This window comes from Staphylococcus sp. EG-SA-15 (assembly GCF_017151895.1).
Lineage (GTDB): Bacteria > Bacillota > Bacilli > Staphylococcales > Staphylococcaceae > Staphylococcus > Staphylococcus aureus.
Genome location: NZ_JACVZN010000001.1, coordinates 310103 through 328549 on the forward strand (window position 1 = coordinate 310103; position 18447 = coordinate 328549).

Annotated in this window: 16 protein-coding genes; 2 read left to right on the forward strand and 14 right to left on the reverse strand. The window is 29.4% G+C overall.

Annotated features, from left to right (window positions below; genetic code table 11):
* Positions 1–105: 105 nt before the first annotated feature.
* From sarX to IDG64_RS01560, 3 genes are all read right to left on the reverse strand, one after another.
* Positions 106–465, reverse strand: a complete 360-nt coding sequence (sarX, locus tag IDG64_RS01550) for an HTH-type transcriptional regulator SarX (protein WP_001090985.1) — start codon at positions 463–465, stop codon at positions 106–108.
* A gap of 145 nt (positions 466–610) precedes the next feature.
* A complete protein-coding gene (locus tag IDG64_RS01555; RefSeq protein WP_001129749.1) occupies positions 611–2761 on the reverse strand; it encodes a helix-turn-helix transcriptional regulator in 2151 nt (716 codons plus the stop codon).
* Between the two features lie 696 nt (positions 2762–3457).
* Positions 3458–4102: a Bax inhibitor-1/YccA family protein gene (locus IDG64_RS01560; protein WP_000081602.1), complete on the reverse strand. Its 645-nt coding sequence runs from the start codon at positions 4100–4102 to the stop codon at positions 3458–3460.
* 360 nt (positions 4103–4462) lie between these two features.
* Here IDG64_RS01560 and IDG64_RS01565 point away from each other — a divergent pair, with 360 nt between their 5' ends.
* Entirely contained in the window at positions 4463–5260 is a 798-nt protein-coding gene (locus IDG64_RS01565) for a LysM peptidoglycan-binding domain-containing protein (RefSeq protein WP_000731644.1), read from the forward strand.
* Positions 5261–5847: 587 nt separating this feature from the next.
* On the opposite strand, the gene IDG64_RS01570 is transcribed toward IDG64_RS01565, so the two are convergent.
* From IDG64_RS01570 to graX, 7 genes are all read right to left on the reverse strand, one after another.
* Positions 5848–6855: an inorganic phosphate transporter gene (locus tag IDG64_RS01570; RefSeq protein ID WP_000120368.1), complete on the reverse strand. Its 1008-nt coding sequence runs from the start codon at positions 6853–6855 to the stop codon at positions 5848–5850.
* 15 nt (positions 6856–6870) lie between these two features.
* Positions 6871–7488 carry a DUF47 domain-containing protein gene (locus IDG64_RS01575; RefSeq protein WP_000491755.1) on the reverse strand — a complete coding sequence of 206 codons (618 nt, stop codon included), beginning with the start codon at positions 7486–7488 and terminating at the stop codon, positions 6871–6873.
* 724 nt (positions 7489–8212) lie between these two features.
* Complete coding sequence (gene vraG, locus IDG64_RS01580) at positions 8213–10102, reverse strand: ABC transporter permease VraG (protein ID WP_000143623.1); 1890 nt, start codon at positions 10100–10102, stop codon at positions 8213–8215.
* Positions 10092–10853 carry an ABC transporter ATP-binding protein VraF gene (gene vraF / locus IDG64_RS01585; RefSeq protein WP_000985996.1) on the reverse strand — a complete coding sequence of 254 codons (762 nt, stop codon included), beginning with the start codon at positions 10851–10853 and terminating at the stop codon, positions 10092–10094. Before vraF ends, vraG begins: the two co-directional genes overlap by 11 nt.
* 143 nt (positions 10854–10996) lie before the next feature.
* Positions 10997–12037, reverse strand: coding sequence for a histidine kinase GraS/ApsS (gene graS / locus IDG64_RS01590; protein ID WP_001061247.1), 1041 nt, complete (start codon positions 12035–12037; stop codon positions 10997–10999).
* The gene (graR, locus tag IDG64_RS01595; RefSeq protein WP_001166505.1) at positions 12030–12704 is read right to left on the reverse strand and encodes a response regulator transcription factor GraR/ApsR; all 675 of its coding nucleotides are present in this window, start codon (positions 12702–12704) and stop codon (positions 12030–12032) included. The genes graS and graR overlap by 8 nt, the downstream gene beginning before the upstream one ends.
* 15 nt (positions 12705–12719) lie before the next feature.
* Positions 12720–13643: an auxiliary protein GraX/ApsX gene (gene graX / locus IDG64_RS01600; protein WP_000802955.1), complete on the reverse strand. Its 924-nt coding sequence runs from the start codon at positions 13641–13643 to the stop codon at positions 12720–12722.
* A gap of 112 nt (positions 13644–13755) precedes the next feature.
* Here graX and IDG64_RS01605 point away from each other — a divergent pair, with 112 nt between their 5' ends.
* Positions 13756–14262, forward strand: coding sequence for a GNAT family N-acetyltransferase (locus IDG64_RS01605; RefSeq protein WP_000940129.1), 507 nt, complete (start codon positions 13756–13758; stop codon positions 14260–14262).
* A 208-nt stretch (positions 14263–14470) separates the two neighbouring features.
* Here IDG64_RS01605 and IDG64_RS01610 read toward each other — a convergent pair whose 3' ends face one another.
* From IDG64_RS01610 to IDG64_RS01625, 4 genes are all read right to left on the reverse strand, one after another.
* The gene (locus tag IDG64_RS01610; RefSeq protein WP_000198504.1) at positions 14471–14899 is read right to left on the reverse strand and encodes a hypothetical protein; all 429 of its coding nucleotides are present in this window, start codon (positions 14897–14899) and stop codon (positions 14471–14473) included.
* Between the two features lie 328 nt (positions 14900–15227).
* Positions 15228–16271 carry an alpha/beta hydrolase gene (locus IDG64_RS01615; protein ID WP_001030771.1) on the reverse strand — a complete coding sequence of 348 codons (1044 nt, stop codon included), beginning with the start codon at positions 16269–16271 and terminating at the stop codon, positions 15228–15230.
* 150 nt (positions 16272–16421) lie between these two features.
* Positions 16422–17489, reverse strand: coding sequence for a YkvI family membrane protein (locus tag IDG64_RS01620; RefSeq protein WP_000980137.1), 1068 nt, complete (start codon positions 17487–17489; stop codon positions 16422–16424).
* Positions 17490–17945: 456 nt separating this feature from the next.
* A complete protein-coding gene (locus IDG64_RS01625; RefSeq protein WP_001164085.1) occupies positions 17946–18443 on the reverse strand; it encodes a hypothetical protein in 498 nt (165 codons plus the stop codon).
* Positions 18444–18447 lie beyond the last annotated feature (4 nt).

Consider the following 18447-nt stretch of genomic DNA (forward strand, 5'->3'; position numbering starts at 1 on the left):
CATTATTGAACTACGATTCCTTCAAACTGTTACTTAGTTTTAAAATATGTATAAATTAAAAATGTGCCGATAAGCAAATTCTATGCTTTCGACACTCAATTTCAATTAAATATTTAAAAATTGTTCTACATCTTCAAATAAAGCATTAAATTTAGATATATCATCATTATTTAAATAAATATAAATTTTACGCTCATCTTTAGATGATCTAACTTTACTAAGTCTTTCTTTTTCAATTAGTCTTCTTATAGAAACTAATAATTTTGTCCTACTTAAATCTAGCTCATCCATTGCAGTTTTTAAAAATGATTGCATAAGTACTTTTTCATCTTTGCAATGCTTCATCGTTAAATCTAAGACTGCTAAATCATTTAGCGACAACTTATATTTTTTATCAATATATTCAGATAATGCTTTATATTGTTTATAGAAGCCAAGCAATGTTTCTAATTTCTCAGTATTCAAAATGTTGCACCCCCAAATATATAAAGACAATGCTTCTGTCATTATTATCTTAAATTTTTTTGCCATTGTCTTTCTCATTTGTTTTTAATACGTTGTCAAAATTACCAACAAATGCAAATTAAATTTTGCAATACATATCAAGGTGTTATTTTTTTCCTATTTTAATTATGTATAACGCATTAAAAGTAACGTTAATATTCAAAGAATTATCACTAAAATTATGCTCTTTAATCTCTATTGCTGGTTTAAGGTAGTTGTCAATTTTAGATAGTAAACTAGGGTTCCATTCATATTTATCTCTTAATTCTTTAGAAATCAAATGATTAATGTTGCCACTATTTTCGTCCAATGTTTCTATTACAATTAGATATTTATCGTTTAAAACATTGTTTTTAAAATTTATATAAACTTGACTATCCTCAAAATTACTCATAATTGTCTCGCTCTCTATCACTCGCCAATCATAAATAACAAGACAATAATAATTCTCTATATCAAAAATAGAATAATAACTGTTTTCGTATTTTGGTTTCGAGACATATTCGATAAATTTTTCCAATATAAGACCTAGTGTTGTTTTAAATCCATTTTTATCATATAGATGCATCGCATTAAATGTATGATGATTATCAAAAATGTTTAATCCAAAGCCATCAAAGTTGTGATACAGCGCACTTAATGTCTTATAAATTAATGGAGCACTATTACTTAAATCTCGTTCTTTATTATTAAGCAGTTTATGATTTTCAACATTTAGAAAAATAAGCTTTTCTTGTTCAATATCCAATTCATTAATTACTTGTTTTAAATTTTTAAAATGCAAAATATTTTTCAATAGTAACTCATCACTTTCCCCCATCAAATAAGGGCTACTTAAATTTGCATTATCTATTATTAACGAATCGAATTTAAGTCGCTTTATTTGTGATACTAGTGATTTAAAAACTGAAGGTTTTTCAAATAAACAGGTAATGTTCAATCCTAATTTCACATTCAACATGATGTTATGTAATTTTAATATCATTCGATAAATTGTTCTAATTTCCATCAATGATAAATCAAAAACAAAATGCACTTCGTAATTATTATGATTACTTAATTCGTTTGGAGATATTTGTCTGAAAACACTCATAAAAGCTTCTTCAACAAAATAAGTTGTTTCAATATCATTTATATTAAATGCTATCTTTAGATCACTTTCAATTATTGTTTTAATGATTGTGAATTTTTCTTCTTCGGACATGGTATTTTTACTTTTTAGAATCGATGGCATGATGAAAAAGACAACTTGACTGTTCTTATTCAATAAGGTTTTAAAGATTCCTTCTAAGAAAACTAATTTCATTTCTGTATAAGTATTTATTTGAATAACCGTTTGAAACAATTTAGGTGTTTCAAATTTGTCTTCATCAATATGTATAACATCAGTTAGGTGGTTTTTATAATGTTCAATATAATTCAATATGATTTCTTTTACTTCTTGCACCATTTTGCCTACTAGTGGTTCTGGCTTTAGCATTAAACATTTATTATATTTTGATAAATTACGATATTCATTCGGTGTTATATCCATATAACTTTTAAACATTTTAGAGTAAGTGGAGCTACTACTAAAACCTAAATGTTCACTTATGTTGCTAATAGTACTATCAGTAGTAAGTAGAATTTCAATCGATTTACCAATTTTCAAAGTATCAATATATTTTTTAAAACCCATGCCCATAAGTAAGTGGAATTGTGATGACAAATTTGACTTTGAGACAAATAATTTATCAGCGACACTTTTTAATGTCAATCGTTGATTTACATTTTGATAAATATATTCGAGCTCATCACGCAAATCACCATAATAAGCATATCGATATTGATTTTGTGCAATCTTTTTATCCATACTTGCTTCTTTTGCAATGATTTTAATAATATCCTGTAATTTTCTAATATCAGCGTCATTAAGAGGCTGATTATCAAGGTATCGATAGGTCAATTTTAATAGTAGACATTTCAAATTATAGGATGATTTAATCAACTTTGCTGTATAGTGGTAATTAAAGAAAGTAAAGCCTAATTCCGCAAACCAATCGCTACTCAAATACAACATGATCGTTTTTTTATTATTCTTAATACTAAATACATCCAGATGATTAATAATATATATATCATCTTCAATTATTTTACTTTTACGAAATTTTTGTAGTTCGATTTCCCCGTCAATTGGCCAAAATAAGACTATGCCATCTTGGCAACGCGTTGTCGCATATTCATTATTAGTAAGTATATGCAAGCATGATTTTGCCATAACTTTACCTCTTTCTATATTTAAGTACCACTTTTATCATTCCCTATAATATTTAACTTATTTAATTAAACGTAAATTTAACACAATACGAATACCAAATCAAAAATAAATAAAACTATATAATGGTTAATTTTTAAACTTATATATCAATCATTTAAATATTACAAAAATAGATGTAGTCAGTTTAATTAAACTATCCAATTGAAAACACACTACTTTTTAGTATTTTCAAAATAATTTTAAATGACCACATCTACAACGTATTACTATTATCTTTTGTTAGTTATATATTCATTTTCAATTTAAAAATAAACACTTATTTAAATCACATTCTACTTTTGAGATGAGCTCAAACTAACATTAAATTGTTTATATTATCTATACTTCTTCCTATTAATGTTTCGATTTTAAAATTAATACGTAGCTATACTTTACTTTTCTAATAAAAGTGTAATTAGAAAGGCAAGTACACCTGTTTAAAGTTTATCTTCTAAGATTTGTTTACTTTAGAACTATAGCAGTTAATCATTTCAATGATTAATAATATCTTTACAATTAAGGTAATATATTTTTATTGCTTTATCAGTAAAATCTCAGTCTAAGTTTCTAACTTATGACAATCGCTCCAGTTTAAGGTTGATATTCATTATTGATTATTCCAAAACTTTATACAAATTTCTTTATTAATTTAACTGTTTATCTTCTGAACATATTAGCAAGATAAAGTATATCCTTAATAATATTCAACAAATTAATAAATAGATTAAATCCCATTTCTCTTGGTGAATAGTCACCTCTTTTTAAACGATTAAAATCATACAAAGTATAAAGTAGAAATAACAACAGACTAACGACGGTAATAATAGTGTAAAAAATAGGATTTTGAAGAAAAATACCAATTAGACTCGCAATAATTAATGTTATTAATGTAACGAATAAATATTTGCCTATACTCGATGCATCTCCAACGAAGAAATAACCAATAATACCAAATGCTATAAATGCAAAAATTGCTAATGCGATATTTTTATAGAAAATATCTGGTCCTAAATTTTGTAAATACGTGGTAAACGTTGCGTATGACAATAAGCCGATCACTACAGCGTAAATATGTGAAATAATTAAACCGAACCGTCTCGCTCTTTCAAAAACAAGTGTTGCTAAAATAATAATCAGTAATCCAAATGACAAGGGTTGTCGCCAACTTAATGGTAAAAACTGACCTAGATAGCATCCTATGCCAAATATAATCCAATAATACATAAAATAAAGCCACACTTTACTTATTGATTGAGCATGCTGATTTTGATGATAATATGAATGATTTGTATTTTGCGACAAAATAATTCCTCCTTCTACCGTCGTTTTATGCGTCAAATTTTACAGTAAATTTTGCTTCATCAAAAGAAATAACCTTTAATAAGTATAGTAATTTTACATTTTACAATGTTACAAAATATAATTTTTTATAATTAGTTAAAATCACTAAAACGCTTTTATACACTATCAAATCAGCATTTATAAAAATATGAACCGATATCCTAAAATGTTAATAATATTACAAGATAATAACAAACCACACAAAGCTACTTATTTTTGATAATATGGAAATCGTAATATAAAACGAAAACTTAATTTACTATATAAATTGTCTTAATAATTTTTAAAAGTAGTAAAACTTAATTTTAAGGAGGAGTCCCTTTGAAAAAATTAGCATTTGCAATAACAGCAACATCTGGTGCAGCTGCATTTTTAACGCATCATGATGCACAAGCTTCTACACAACATACAGTACAATCTGGTGAATCATTATGGAGTATTGCTCAAAAATACAACACTTCAGTAGAGAGTATTAAACAAAATAACCAATTAGATAACAACTTGGTATTCCCTGGTCAAGTTATCTCAGTAGGTGGAAGTGATGCACAAAATACGTCAAACACTTCTCCACAAGCAGGTTCAGCATCATCTCATACTGTACAAGCTGGTGAATCATTAAATATCATTGCTAGCAGATATGGTGTTTCAGTTGATCAATTAATGGCAGCCAATAACTTACGTGGTTATTTAATTATGCCTAACCAAACATTACAAATTCCTAATGGTGGATCAGGTGGTACAACACCAACAGCTACAACAGGTAGCAATGGCAATGCATCATCTTTTAATCACCAAAATTTATACACTGCTGGTCAATGTACATGGTACGTATTTGACCGTCGTGCTCAAGCTGGTAGTCCAATTAGCACATATTGGTCAGACGCTAAGTATTGGGCTGGTAACGCAGCTAATGATGGTTACCAAGTAAACAACACACCATCAGTTGGTTCAATTATGCAAAGCACACCTGGTCCATATGGTCATGTTGCTTATGTTGAACGTGTCAATGGTGATGGTAGTATCTTGATTTCTGAAATGAATTACACATATGGTCCATACAATATGAACTACCGTACAATTCCAGCTTCAGAAGTTTCTAGCTATGCATTCATCCATTAATTAAATAAATTGTACTGATATATACTAGCAATTCACATCATGTGAGATTGCTAGTTTTTTATTTTTGAAAAAAATTTTCATTTTGGTACAAAAAATTATCTCACCCTTCCCTATCATACTTATTTATATTTTGTATGAATGGTAGTTAGGTAAAAAATAATAACCTACCTATTTGATTAAATTAAATGCATAATATATTAAAAATCAAAATAATGCAACTAAGTTGACTATATAATGATTTAATTTGTTATACCAGTATTTTACGCTTTTTCGTCTACATATACAAATTTATATTAAATAAAGTCCAATACAATTTAGGTTAATTAAACAAGTTGATAACAATTTAATTATTCCTTCATTGAAGAATATAAACTATTAAATCCTTATTTTACGCTTACTTATATTTTAATGACCTAACTGTTTATGTTCCATGGAATACATTTATAACTTAGCCTCCTAATTAAAATGCTTTGTCTTGGTCATTCTACGTAAATTCTATAAAATATGTTATCTACTTACATAAAAAACTGAACTTCAATACCACGATATGTTTGTGATACTGAAGTTCAGTTTAGTTTTATTTTCAATTAGAAAAATAAGTTAAGTATATAGAATAGTAAACCTGCTAACAATGCTGAAATAGGTAATGTAATCACCCATGTAATAATCATTCGTTGCGCAGTACTCCATTTTACACCTTTAGCTCGGTTAGAAGCACCAACACCTAAGATTGATGATGACACAACGTGAGTTGTTGATAATGGGAAATGTAGCGATGATGCAACAAAAATTGTTAATGCAGATGATAAATCGGCCGCAGCACCATTTGCTGGACGTATTTTCATAATATTACCACCTACAGTTTTGATAATTTTCCAGCCACCAATTGCAGTACCAAGCCCCATTGCTGTCGCACAGGCAAATTTTACCCATAACTGTGGTTCAACGCTGCCATCATTCTGTACATTAGCAACAATTAATGCCAACGTAATAATACCCATTGACTTTTGCGCATCATTCGTACCGTGAGAGAATGATTGTAACGCTGCTGTGAAAATTTGGAAAAATCTAAAGTTACGATTCGCTCTTGTTAAATTTGCATTTTTAAAGATAACTTTAAAAATTGAATACATCAAGAAACCAACACAAAATGCGATTATCGGTGAAACGATTAATACAATAATAATTTTTGTGAAACCTTGGTAATGTAACACTCCAAATGAGCCTTCAGATGCGATTGCTGCACCCGCAATTGAACCTATAAGTGCATGTGAAGACGAACTTGGAATTCCGTAAAACCAAGTAGCTAAATTCCAAATAATAGCCGCAAGTATTGCAGCTAACACAACAACTAATCCATTTTCCAATTTAAATGGATCGACAATGTCTTTAGTAATGGTGCCTGCAACGCCCGTAAATGTTAAAGCACCTATAAAGTTCATCACTGCTGCCATTAAAATTGCCGTTTTAGGCGTTAACGCTCTAGTAGATACAGCAGTAGCTACTGCATTGGCTGTATCATGGAATCCATTGATAAAGTCAAATATCAGCGAGAAAATAACTACAGCTATAGTGACGATGATTATATATGACATAAATATATACTCCCCTTAGCTATTTTTCATAATAATAGTTTCAAAATTATTTGCTACGATTTGACATTTATCAGCAATTTCTTCCATGCTTTCATAAATATCTTTTATTTTAATTAATGTGATTGGATCTGTTTCGCTATTGAAAATATGTTTAATTGACTGTCTTAAAATACCATCACAGTTTGTTTCAAATTCTTTAATATTAATTGAATGAATACGCATATGTGATAATTTTTTATCGACTAATAAGCCGACAGCAAGTTTCATTTCTGCAACTGCTTTTTGAATGTTATCAACAAACTCAGCCATATATTCATCTGTGTATTCGATTGAATACATTTCAAACATAGCTGCCGTTTCTTCAATTGCATCTAAAACATCATCAATTGCATCACATAATGATAAAATATCTTCACGTTCAATTGGTGTGATAAATGTTTGATTTAAATCAGTAATTACTTGATGTACCAATTCGTCACCATGTGACTCATAAGTTTTAATGTTGTCTGAGTATGCTTTTAAATCTAAATGTGTATTGAAATCCATTTTACCGAATTCAATAGCAGCACGATCCAGATTGAAAACCATCTCTTCTAATTGAACCATAAACTTATCTTTTTTCTTACTAAACATTTAAAATCCTCCATTTAAGCGATTGTCACCAATCACATTCAGTTATAATTTGTTTCAAATTAAGACAAGTGAATTTACAAACTAATGATACAAATTTGTTATTATCAATCGTCAGTATAATTTTAGTGTACTGATATTAATTTCAAAAATGCCTCACAGTAAACAATTTACTGTATTTGTCCTTATATGAAAATAGCACAAAATTTACAATCCCACAATTCAATTTACAAATTTTTAACAATTCCGAAACTTAACTTTTACATAAAATTTAAATAGTAGTAGGCATTTGTTTTGAAAAAGTTATTGTATAGGCAATTTTTTATCTTTACAACTCTAAAAATTGTAAATGGATATATTTGGGAAATTTGCAACGATACAATATTTATTACATAACTTTTACATATTAAAATACACTTATCTTGTTTAAAACGATCATTGACTCATATATCTCTCAATGAATATACTTTTATTTTCTCACATTTAATACAATTTACAAAGTTGAATCCTGTTAATCTTTTCAATTAAAAGCATCACCAATTAAATATATTTCATTCAAAACACTTTCATAATCACTCATACCTTTACTTCATTATTAATATGGTATTTTAACCCATTATTCAACTATACATGCTAAAAATATAACTTCTCTTCATTTATAATAAAAAGCTTCCAGTATAGTTCGTGAATTCGAATCCACTACTCTACTGAAAGCCATCTGTATATTTTATATGGAATGTCTAATTGTTCGCTTGGAATGATTATAAGCCGTCACTGCAAAAACAGCATACATACAAATGTATAATCCCATTACTATGAAAACCGGTATTTGATTCGTTGTACCCATTAATTTCATATATGCTAATGATGTAAAATATGCATGTGATAGTGCAATAACTAAAGGTAACCCAAAATTAAACATAATTTTAAACTTTAGTCCCCTTGCCATATCTTTTTGTGTAAATCCAAGCTTTCTCAAAATACTATAATTCTCTAACTCATCTTCGGTTTCATCTATTTGCTTTATGTATATAATGCAACATACAGCAATCAAGAATGTAATACCTAAAAATGATGTTACAAATAATAATATTCCGGTTAAACTTGATATTGAGCTTATCGCTTCACTTCTTGTTTCAATAGATTTATCAACTTTATTTTTCGCTTTTTCTAATGCTAAAGCATCTTTTTTATGTTTCAAATCGAATCCAAATTGAGAGACGATATGCTTTGCCTTTGTATACTTTCTTATTTCTTGATAGTCTTTGTCATTTAAGACAAACGTTGGTCCACCTAAATCAACATCTGTCATAAAATAGATTTTATTAATATCTTTACGTAACTTAATATTAACATGATGTTTTTTCGTTCCTATAATTGCCTTACCATGCTTCTTATGTTTCACTAAATCTTTGATAGAACCTTCCGCTACAAACAAATCAGCTTGCCCACGTTTCAAATCAGTATTAGGGATGTATTTATCACTAGTAATTGTTACATTGTATGGTTCTTTCGCTTTTACATCAAATAAATTATCTTTATACAATTTCGTATGAATTACTTCTTTATAATTATAAAAATGAGGAATTTTTTGATTGTTTAATTCACTTGCTAACTGATTAGCTTTTTGTTGGTCTTTAATTGTAACGTCGTGTGGTGCAGTATATTTTATTTCACTTGATAAGGACGCTCTACTTATAGCAGCAAAGCAAAGAACTGAAACAGTAATCGCTGAAATGATTGCCATGACCGTAAGTGAAAAAGCATTTTTCTTAATACGATACATAATAGATGATGAGAACATGACATCATTTACACTTATAACACCTTTTCTAAACTTCTTTACCATTTTAAAAACTAGAGAAACAGAGCTTTTAAAAAATAAGTATGCCCCAATCACAGTTGACAATAAAATAAACATAAGTGTACCGATAGAATCATAATATTGAACAATGTTCAAAGATAGATAGTATCCTGTGGTAATCAATACTATACCTAAGATGCCTAAAACAACCTCTTCAAATGTAATTTTATTATGATTTGTTTCTTTAACCTGGTTATTCTTTGACATCTGTGAAATAGATTGTTTGAACACTAATATAAAATTTTGAGCAGATGTTAAAAAATAAGCGACACCGATTAACATTAATGTTTCAAATACCGCCCTCAAACTAAAAATAATTGGAACCTTTTCTTTAATTCCTAATAATGTAAAGACAATCATTAATAACAGTTTCGAACCAAAAATACCAATAATAATACCTAATATTGCCGTAATTATAAATATTAGTAATTGTTCGAGCATTAGTATATAAATAATGTTGAATTTAGATAAACCTAATGTTTGATATAATGCAAGCTCATAACTTCGTCGTTTAATAAATAACACATTGGCATATAACAAAAATGCAATTATGATGAAAAATAGAAAGTAGCTTCCGACTTGTGAGCCTTCCTTTATAATTGGATATGACTCTGTCATGTTTAGTTTATGCGCGTATTTTAATGCTACAAAGCTAAAATACAATACTACACTCGTAATTAATGAAAAAAGATAGATGGCATAATGTGATAAATTTTGACGGAAATTTTTAAATATTATCTCGTTAAAGGTCATAATTAACGCCACCTAAAACACTTTGTACACGTATTATTTCTTTGAAAAAGGTATGTTTATCGTCATCCCCTTGGTATAATTCAGTGAAAATTTGACCATCTTTTAGCATCACTACTCTATTGGCATAACTTGCTGCAACAGGATCATGCGTTACCATAATAATTGTAGACTTAAATGCTTCATTCATTCTTGTTAATCGTTTTAATAAATCTTGAGTACTTTTAGAATCCAGTGCACCTGTTGGTTCGTCAGCAAATATAATAGAAGGTAATGTAATAAACGCTCTTGCAGCAGATGTTCGTTGTCTTTGTCCACCAGACAATTCAGAAGGGTATTTATCACTAATATCCAATATATTTAATGCTTCTGCTACTTTTTCATAACGATTTAACATATGTTCTTTATCTAACTTCTGAACCGTTAGTGGTAACATTATGTTTTCTTTAACAGTCAATGTATGCAGTAAATTATACTCTTGAAAAATAAAACCAATATCATGCTTGCGTATATCAGATAATTCCTTGTTTGAAAGCTTTTCTAATTTTTTTCCTTTTAATGTAATAGAACCTTGTGAAATATAATCAATTGAACTTAAAACATTTAATAATGTCGTTTTCCCAGATCCAGAGGGACCCATAATAGCAATAAACTCGCCTTCTTCAATAGACATATTGATATCTCGCAACACTTCTTGTGCCATTTTTTTAGTTCCATATATTTTTGTTAATTGTTTTACTTCTAAAATTGCCACTTTAACACTCCTATAATTTATCTTAACTTCATTTCCTTTAGGCTTTGGCACTTGTATCTTCAATTTAACATATGACTAACATCTATCTTATTATAACGTTGAAGCTGCATTGATGTATCAATTCTAAGTAACAAAACGCATGTTTAAAATGACAAATTTGTCACTTCCGACATGCGTTCAACAATTTCATTTTGTAATGGGAAAATCAATCTGACAGTTGTCCCCTTACCAACAGTCGACGTGACTTGCAGGTGAATACCTAATTGATCCTTTACACTATTTACTAAATATAGACCCATACCTGAAGACGTCGTTTCATTTCTGTTAGCCGTTGACGTAAATCCTCGTTCAAATATTCGCGGCATATCTTTTTTACTAATACCTCTGCCATAGTCTTTAATATATAACGAAACATGTTGATCATTTAATTCTGTCCCAATTTCAATATTAAAATTCTCACTATATTTCAATGCGTTTGACAAAATCTGTCTAATAATCATACGGCACCATTTTATATCTGTATAAACATAATCATCCACTTTAAAGTCAACATCAAAACCAATACCTTTAACCTGACTAATATGTCTTGTTAATTGTATTTCGTCAATGACCATGCGTTTAAGTGACACGTAATCAAAATACATATCTTTGCGTTGAGATTCTAATCTAGTAATATACAGCTGTGTATCCAGCATCGAGTTTATACGAGACCATTCATATAGTAATGCCTGTTTTCTTTCTTGATTTTTTTCTTGATCAATTAATAATTTCATGGCTGTCACAGGTGTTTTTATGTCGTGCACAAATTCTGTAATGGTTTGTTCATGCATGTTCAATTGTAACTGTTGCTCAACAACCTTTTCTTTGTGCGCTGAGATTTGACGATATAAATAATCAACTGTATGACGTTGAAATGGCGTTTCCGCTAAATCTTTATGTTTAATTTCTTCTATTTCTTTATCTTTGTCAAAATGCTTATATAATTTTACTTCTTTAAAATATGTCAATATAAGAAAAATCATTGTTAAACTTAAATTCAAAGAAACAATATAAAATAAACTGTCTATTGGAAAATCATAATCGATTAGACTAATGCCTAACATAAGGAAGTTTAAAAACAATATCCAAAATATCCAGTTCATGCGAGATTTCAAAAAATAAGCTACCCATTTCAAATTATTCATGAGCCATATATCCTTTTCCTACTTTTGTTTCGATTGCACTATCCATACTTATTTCAGATAATTTTTTTCGTAAACGATTCACATTTACTGTTAACGTATTATCACTAACAAATGCTTCATCATCCCATAATGCAGTGATAATTGTATCTCTCGAAACGATTTGATTTTTTTTGGTAATAAGAATTTCTAATATAATCATTTCTGTTTTGGACAGGAAAATCGTCTGATCACCTTTTTGTATACTATCTTTTGATAGATCAACGACAGCATCTTGCCAAGTCAATGTACGTTTTTCTTCAGCTGTAAACTCATAGACACGACGATAAATCGCTTGTAATTTAGCAATTAATACATTGGTATAGAACGGTTTTTGCATATAATCATCTGCGCCAAGTTCCATACTCATCACTTGATCCATTGGATTATCACGAGATGATAAAAATAATATTGGTACGTTGGAAACTTCTCTCATTTTTCTGCACCAATAAAACCCATCATATTTAGGTAATTGAACATCCAATATAACAATTTCAGGATTAAAACTTTCAAATGTATCCATTACTTTGCCGAAATCTTCAATACCAGCAACATTAAAATCCCATTGTTCTAATTCTTTTTTCAATTCTTGAAACAAAGTATTGTCATCTTCTACTAGTAGTATTTGCATCCATATCACCCAATATCATTTAGTATATTTCATATTTTCTCCTGATTTTAATCGACTTTGAAAATCTTTAATCCGGCAGTCAACTTCAAAGCCATGAATCATCATTTTTTGCATTGGTGCTTGTATAAAGTAATAAATCGGCCAAAATAATCGAGGGATATAATCGTATAGATGTATATAAACGACTGCCGACTCTTTGATTAATCTAAATTCTAACTTCCCTTGATTAACTGTGTATTTTTTCACTAAACTTCCACTCAATAAAATTAAAGTTATTATTCCGTCAGCTGTTTCTTCTATTTTAAATACTGCGAGCGGTCGCACCTTATTCTTAATATATATCTTAAATTGATCATGTGATTTTTCTGTTTTCACAAAAGTTCCTTTAGTGTAACCCATCCATGCAATAAAATGGTTTACAACGTTCTTTAATGTCCATCCCTTTGGTAAAACTACCTTCATCGTTGATCTAACATCATCATACTTTGAAACTTGTAATTCTACATTAACTAAAGAACGTTTAAAAACTAAATTTGTTGTTTCTACAGGTGTGCCATATGCACCTAGGCGTTCAATTGTTTCATTATCATAACGACTCCCAGGTATGTAGATTACTTTTTTTACTTGATTGATAGCCGCTGCTCGACCAAAATTATCTGCTGCGATTAATGTTAAATCTCTTGCTGATGATTGTGTTATTTTGGCAGAATTCTTTGTTGGGTCGATAAAGAATACAGCAATATCTATTTGATTCATTGCTGCAACAACCTGTTCGTAATGAAATATATCACACTGAATCCAAGTCATTTCAACATCATCTGTTTTTTTATTGTCTGGATATTTTGATATAGTAAAAAGTTCAGCATCATTTTCAATCACTTCACTTAAATACTTACCAATATATCCTGTTCCACCTGCTAATAAAACTTTAGGTTTCATCTAAAATACTCCTTTAAACTGTAACCAAAAAACATATTACTCCACCTTTTAGTTACATATATATTATAATAGTAGCAAATGTTTTAAAATTTCAAAATACTGGAGGCTTTTTATGGCCCATATTATACGTAGAGTTAGTATCAAAGATGTAGAAAATTTCATTTCAATGTTAGCGAAAATATACGACGAATCTCCGTATATGTTCTACACACCAGGAGAATATGATCCTAGCGTCACATCGGCTAGTAAACAATTAGAAGAATATATCACTTCTCCACATAAAGTCATCTTTGTTGCTGAAAGTGATGAACAACTCGTTGGCTTTGCCTTTGTTAATACGACACCATTTCAACGCATTAAACATGTTGCTAAAATTGATTTAGGTGTAAAGAAATTATATCAACATCGTGGAATTGGCCAAGCACTTCTTGATGCCATTATGGCTTGGTGTTTAAACAATCAAATACACCGAATTGAAGCAAATGTACCACTCAATAACCAACCTGCCCTCGAGCTTTTTAAAAGTGCCGATTTTCAAATCGAAGGCGTTTTAAAAGATAAGTTATTTATCGATGGTAAATATTACGATGACTATATGATGGCTAAAATTCTTAATTAAAGCTATTTTATCATAATCTTGTATCAGAATCGCATAACAACGAATTTAATGGTTACCTAATACATTACTCATACTTATCAATGTCATCTAATCTTAAATGAATGCGTATACTCTTATTCATTTATCAAATTTAAATTCAAAATAAAGCACCACTAATGTGTAATTGATCAACTATCAACTACGATTAGTGGTGCTTTATATATGTTGTTTAGTTTTCCTTACTATAAAAATCTTCGAGTCTAAAATCTATATCCGGTAATTTTTCATATATCTTATCCTGATACTGATTGTTTTGATTGTAAGCTTCTTCAGTAATTAACCTACCTTTACGCTTAATTCCATAATCTTGTACGAATAAATTATTATTTCTATTTATTTTGTAATACGGTACAACATTCGCACTAAATTTTACTCGTTGATGAATAAGTTCCATTGCCAATGCATAGTATTTATTTGTCTCATATAACCATAAATGATCTATTGATACACCTGAAACAAATACATCTTTTAATAATATCCTTACATTCGGCTTAAATGTGCTATGTCTATCTAAATAATTTTTAAACAAAACACGTTGTATACGTCCAGTAACCATAACGCGTTTATTTTTAAATGGTTTTAATGCTGACCTTGTCATTCCCTTTCACAACCTTATTTCAAATCACTTCGTGCTCAATCTATATTTTAATTTTTCTTTTGAATTCTTTTCAATTTATAAATTTATTATATCATGTACACACTGTTTTTCGACAATTTAGTTGTAAAAAGTTATTTTCAGGTTCAAAACAAATTAGTTTGTAAAATAAATGTCACATCATAATAGGGTGAGATAGAAATGATAAAGAACCGCTAACAATTTATTATATCTCAGACTCTTACACATTAGCCCCACATGTTTTAAATTCTTCGTTTTCAATTTGAAGATCTTAAATGTTGCTTAAGTAATAAATTACTACTGTTTATCATTAGTTTAAAGGATTTAACGGTAATTCATTACTCGGATTTTCTATTTGTGGTTTCTCTTCAGTTTGAATACCACTAGAAGATGTATTACGACTTAAGAAAAGTAACACTTTTTTGATATTATCTATCGATTCTGGTTTATTAAGGTGAAATTGATACTGATGATGTAAATGATGCGTACCATCATAAAACAAAGTATCTACTGGTACATTCAATTCTTGTAATTTCTTACTGAATTCTATATTTTGACTTTCGAATGGATCGCTATCTCCAACAGATAAAAATGTTGGTGGATAATTTTTTGTCGATTGTTTTACTGTCGACATTTGTGAAATGTTTTTAAAACTCTTTTCCCAATCTTCTTCGCCAGTATAACTTTTCATAAATAACTGTATTCTTGGAAACTCAGTTTCTCTAACTGTTTGCATATTATAAAAACCACCAAATAGTATAGCACCTTTAATTTGCGATGGTTTGAATGACTGATCAAATTTCATGGCTTCTCTTAAGCGATCATTCGTCTGTATTGCCGTAAATTGGCTAGCTAATTGAGCACCTGCAGAATCACCGCCAATAATTACTTGATTAAAATCAATAGGTAAATTCATTTTATTTTCTTTAATGAATTGAGTTGCTTGATTCATTTGAATTAATGGTGTGGGATATTTATATTGTGGCGCCAATGCATAATTTACATTCACAACAATGTACCCTTGTTCAGCAATTTTCGCTAATAATGGGTTTTTATACTGCTTATCACCCGCAATATAACCACCACCGTGCATCCAAAAAATAACTGGCAGTTTGGCATTAGAAGACATATCAACAGGTGTAATAATATCTAATTTACTGTTAGGGAAAACTCTATTGTATGTAAGGTTTTGATAAATGCGCACATTTTTATTTTTAATATTAATTTTGTCTTTATTAGCATGGTTCTCATTTGTAATTTGGTCATAATGTTGTTTCAGATGAAATGCTAACAATACACTGATTACAGTTATAAAAAGCGCAGTTATCATCGTCCATTTATTATCTTTATTCATTACATCGTACCTCTCTATTTGTTAGACGCTCATATTAATAGACTGAATAAATATAAAAAGCAATTCGCCCGATAAGAGTAGAGACGAATTGCTTTTAAGGTTAAAACAAAGTGATTCAATTGTAAAGTTTCGGATATCCCTCATATGATATTAAGCAATATGTTTTTTATCCGCATTTTTACGTTTGAAATATTTAATAATTACAGCTACTACAATAAATAAGCCTACATATCCCATAATTGTATATAACTTATTAATTAATTCAGCAAATCCTACGAAACTTAATAAATAACCTGCTACCATCATTATAATAATAAAGATATGATAATTTTTACTGTATGGTTCTGTAAAACGTGCTGCAAATGAATACATTAGTCCTAGAATAGTATTATACATAACCGCCAGCATAATAACAGATAACACTGTTGCTATTAAAGGATGGATATTATTTGCTAACGTCAATGTAGGAATTGAGGCATTTTTAATAGTTGGATATTCACTTTGCAATGCAAAGTTGATCAATGCTAGTAATACAGTATAGATAATACCACCATACATCGCGCCTGCACCTGACACTGTACGCTTTTCAGTATCCCCACCGATTGCTACGATGGTACTAAAACCTACAGAAAAAGCTAATCCACCATATATTGTACCAAACCAGATTCCCTTCCAAATACTTGCTTCAGGCACTACTTGGTTAACTTCTGCTAATGAAACATGACCTTTAAATAAATAAACGCCAGCGATTAATACAACTAAAACAATTAAAAATGGTGTAACGATACCTAGTGCACGTACTATTTTATTAAAGTCTAATAGCAACGTAATATAAATCGCTAATGTCATAATTAAAGCACCTAGCCATGTAGGTATGTTATAACTTTCTTCAAATGTTGCGCCTGCACCAGCTATCATGGTTACAGCTATACCAAATAAGAAGAAGATTAAAATATAATCAAAGACTTTACTAAACTTTTCACCGAATACGTATTGTAATGTTGATTCATGATTTGTCGCTTCAAAGGCAGTACCAATTTTTGCTACTTGGCGCCCAATAAAAGCTAAAATAAAACCAGATATAATAACACCTAAATAAGCCCACAAGCCATATTTAGTGAAAAATTGCATAACTTCTTGTCCAGTTGAAAATCCTGCGCCCACTACAATGCCGACGTAGGCAAATCCAATTTTTGTTGCTTCTTTATTCATCATCATGTGAATAATAGACCTCCTTAATTTTGCACAGTGTGCATTATAACGTACTGAAAATTAATTGCAAGTCGCATAGGTTATTTTTCACTTTTTCAAAATTGCTCAATCCATTCACATTATCACGTTCAATGACATTTAAAAAAATTATAAATTTATGCTTTTATAATGCAGTCATACGAACTTTTGTATAGGAAAAATGATTAATTATTGTGCTTCTTGAATTTCGTATATTTAGTTAAATTTCGAAGAATACATATCAAAATTTCTCAGTTAACAAGGTTTAAACCATCTATCGTATGTTCTTTATTAAAATGTATAAATTTATAAAATGTTGTATAAAAACCATTTGTGCACACAAGTATACTTCGTTAGTTTTTAAGTATTAAAAAAGGCTGGAACATATGTCCCAACCCAACCAAATGTTAAAACTATTATTAAGCTAATATAATTGAAATGTAATTAACGTGCATTACGTTGGTGTAATTCATTTATATCAACAACAACGTTGTCCATACGTTTGGCAGTGTCTTTTAAGACGTTACGAGCAACATTATTATTAGGATCTAATTTTAAAATTTGCTTGGCGATATCAAAAGCCTTCTTATCTGAAATAACAGGTGTTGGTATCGCATGCAATAATAACATTTGTAACAAACTTTTAACTTCTTTGCCGTCAGTAAGTTTTATGGAAGCGTCTGCATGATAATAAGCAGAATCCAAAGCACCTTCATATTCACTTAGTGGATACACAAGCAATAAAAATGCTAAGTCATGCATTTCAGATGATTCTTCGTACTTAATCATATCTAAAATACATGTATAAAACATCATACTTTCTACTTCATGCGCACTTGAAATATATGCTTCTTCAAATTCCATAAAATCTGTTTCGGACATCAATTGTCGTACTAAATCAAACTCGCCATTCAATACATGTTTTTTTATAAGGTGTTGCATGGCA